Origin of the sequence: Alienimonas chondri (assembly GCF_013036045.1) — a bacterium.
Lineage (GTDB): Bacteria > Planctomycetota > Planctomycetia > Planctomycetales > Planctomycetaceae > Alienimonas > Alienimonas chondri.
Genome location: NZ_WTPX01000291.1, coordinates 1 through 2,634, shown reverse-complemented (window position 1 = coordinate 2,634; position 2,634 = coordinate 1). Strand labels below are relative to the sequence as shown.

Below are 2,634 nucleotides of genomic sequence, written 5' to 3'. Positions count from 1 at the left end.
ATACACCGCGGCGGGGGAACCGGGGCGTGGCGGGACGTGGGGGAAATGAGGTCGCCGCCATTGTGACCCCGAAGGGGCGTTTCGGGCAACGTGCAGGCGGGTCGCGGCCGGGTGAAAGGGATCATCTCCCGTTCCTGCGGGCGACGACGGCGGGGAGAAGTGTGCCGTCGGTCAGGTTCCGGAGAGTTTCCGGGTTCACGCGATCTTCGCAGCGGCTCGGCGCCGGCCTTCATGGGGCGTCGGATGCTGCTCCCGTCGCCCGCAACCGCCGCCGCGGGCGGGCGGCGCCCCTCGAAGCGCTCGGCAGGAATGCCCCGGCGATGTTCGCAGAACGTTCATATAAAAGCCCGTCGTTTCCTCACATCGGCTTGGGAGTATCCCCCACCTTCGAGTGAAGCGGGGCTGTCCCCGGCGCTCGAGGACGATCCCGCCCCGCTGGGAGCATCGGCCCGAGTCGGGGCCGACGGCGGCGAGACCGGCCGCCATGGACGCGGCCCAACGTTCGGACCCCGTCGCGATCCCCAGCTCGACCCACCTGTTCCACCCATCTCTGCCTCAAAGGTTCTTCCCGTCATGCAACGCCGTCTCTCCCCCGCCAGCGCCCCCGGTCGCACAGCGTCCCGACTCGGGTTCACGCTGATTGAACTGCTGGTGGTCATCGCGATTATTGCGATCCTGGTGTCGCTGATTATTCCCGCCGTCAACAACGCTCGGGCCTCGGCGAACAGCCTGAAGGATAAGTCGAACCTCAAGAACATCGGCATCGGTCTGCATAGCTTCGCCACGAACGACCCGATGGAACGGTACTGCTCCGGCGCCTACGACTTCCGTCGCGACGGTTGCCCGGACACCTACGGCTGGGTCGCGGATCTGGTGAACAGCGGCGCCGCCAGCGGCCCGGACCTGACCAGCCCCATCAGCGACCTGCAAGGCTCCGAGAAGCTGAACGACCTGCTGGGCGCGGACACCACCGACTCGAAGGACGGCGCCCCGCTGTCTCGTTTGAACACCGGCGTGTGCGCCGGCTTCACCTCCGCGACGGAGAACACCCCGGCACGGGCCGCGGTCGTCTCCCAGATGATGGAAGACGGCTACACCACCAACTACGCCGCCAGCTGGTGGCTTGTGCGGAGCGCCCCCAAGCTGGCCCCGGGCGTCAGCCCGCAGACCGTCACCACCACCGGCGGCCTGAAGGGACTCAGCGGCAGCCTCGGCCCGCTGACTCGCACCCGGTTGGAGAACAGCAACCTGCCCTCCAGCACCGTCTCCTTCATGGGCGTCGCCGCCCCCGGCGATTCCGACGAAGCCATCCTGACGATGGACATCCCCGGCAAGCTGGGCGCCGGCGTGCAACTCGCCGAAGCCTTCAACGACGGCCCCGCCAGCTGCCCGAGCAGCGATCCCTCCACCGTGAAGCTGCTGGATAACAAGACCGCCCCGGTGCGGATGAGCGCCCTGTCCGCCCCGATCAGCGCGCTCGGCGGGCTGCCCAACGGCAACAGCATCGCCGCTCAGCAGGACGTCTTCCTGCAGGACACCCGCGACTGGTTCGCCTGGGGCGGCAGCGGCAAGAAGAAGCACGTCAACTTGCTGCAGGGCGACGGCTCCGTGGTTCAGGTCATCGACCAGAACGGCGACGGCTTCCTGAACCCCGGGTTCAACGTCGTCGACGACGGCGACGCGGCCCAGACCACCGGCTACACCGACGGCACCGTCGAACTGCCGCCGAGCATCTCCTTCAGCGGCCCCCTGCTGGACGGCGAAGGCATCGTCAAGGAAGCCTTCGAAGACTGAGACCGGATCGAACCTTTCAACGATCGAACAGAGCGACGGCCGGGGCCTCCCCGGCCGTCGTTGTTTCGTGGAGGGAGCCGCGACGAATGCGCCGTCCCCTTCACTCCCCCGCACGGGCCTCGACCATCAAGTCGGACAGCCGAGCCAGCTTCTCCTCGCCCAGGTGCCCCAACTGGCGCCGGTGCAGGGCGACGACCGGCTCGGCCAATTCCGCGAGCAGGGTGCGGGCCTTCTCCGTGGGAAACACCCGCACGCTGCGGCGGTCCGACGGGCAGCGTCGGCGCTCCGCCAAGCCGAGGTTCTCCAACCGATCCGCCAACCGGGTCACGTCCGGGGCGTGGGCGACGAGTCGATCGCCGATCTCTCGAATCGCCAGACCGTGGAACGGCTTGCCGTCGCACTTGGCGGCGGTTTTCTCCGCCCCGACCAGAATTCGCAGGCAGTTGTAGAGCGGCTGCGACAGGCCGCGGGCCTTGAACAGCTCGTCGAACTGTCGGGCCAACACGTCCGCGGTGCGGATCAAGTTCAGATACGCCTCGACCTCCGCGCACTCGAACGGGCAGCGTTTGCCGATGTCCGCAGCCAGCCCCTTCGGCGCCGGGTAGGACGCTGGCGGGGGGGAGATCGGCGGCGGGGGAGTGGGATTCACGTGTATATGATGACGCGCCGAGCCGGGACCGGCAAATGGGGGCTTCGGGGTTTGGTCGTCGGGGAATCCCGCAATGACTCTGCGGGCAGGTCTCCCGGCGAATCCGCGGCGAACTTCCCGATCGCCGGGAACTCTCGGATCGGTCGCGGCGTCCGGGGGGCGTTCCGTTCCCCCGACCCCCCGCGCCGCCG

Annotated in this window: 2 protein-coding genes; one reads left to right on the top strand and one right to left on the bottom strand. The window is 68.5% G+C overall.

Annotation, left to right across the window (positions count from 1 at the left end; all coding sequences use genetic code 11):
• The first annotated feature begins 573 nt into the window (after positions 1–573).
• A complete protein-coding gene (locus LzC2_RS21085; protein ID WP_171189994.1) occupies positions 574–1,794 on the top strand; it encodes a type II secretion system protein in 1,221 nt (406 codons plus the stop codon).
• 100 nt (positions 1,795–1,894) lie between these two features.
• Here the strand turns inward: LzC2_RS21085 and LzC2_RS22665 are convergent, their stop codons facing one another.
• Positions 1,895–2,443 (bottom strand): MarR family winged helix-turn-helix transcriptional regulator, encoded by a 549-nt coding sequence (locus LzC2_RS22665; RefSeq protein ID WP_171189993.1) that lies wholly within the window; start codon positions 2,441–2,443, stop codon positions 1,895–1,897.
• Positions 2,444–2,634 lie beyond the last annotated feature (191 nt).

Coding starts and splice junctions, on each gene's coding strand:
- LzC2_RS21085 (WP_171189994.1), top strand. CDS start 574: ATGCAACGCCGTCTCTCCCCCGCCAGCGCCCCCGGTCGCACAGCGTCC.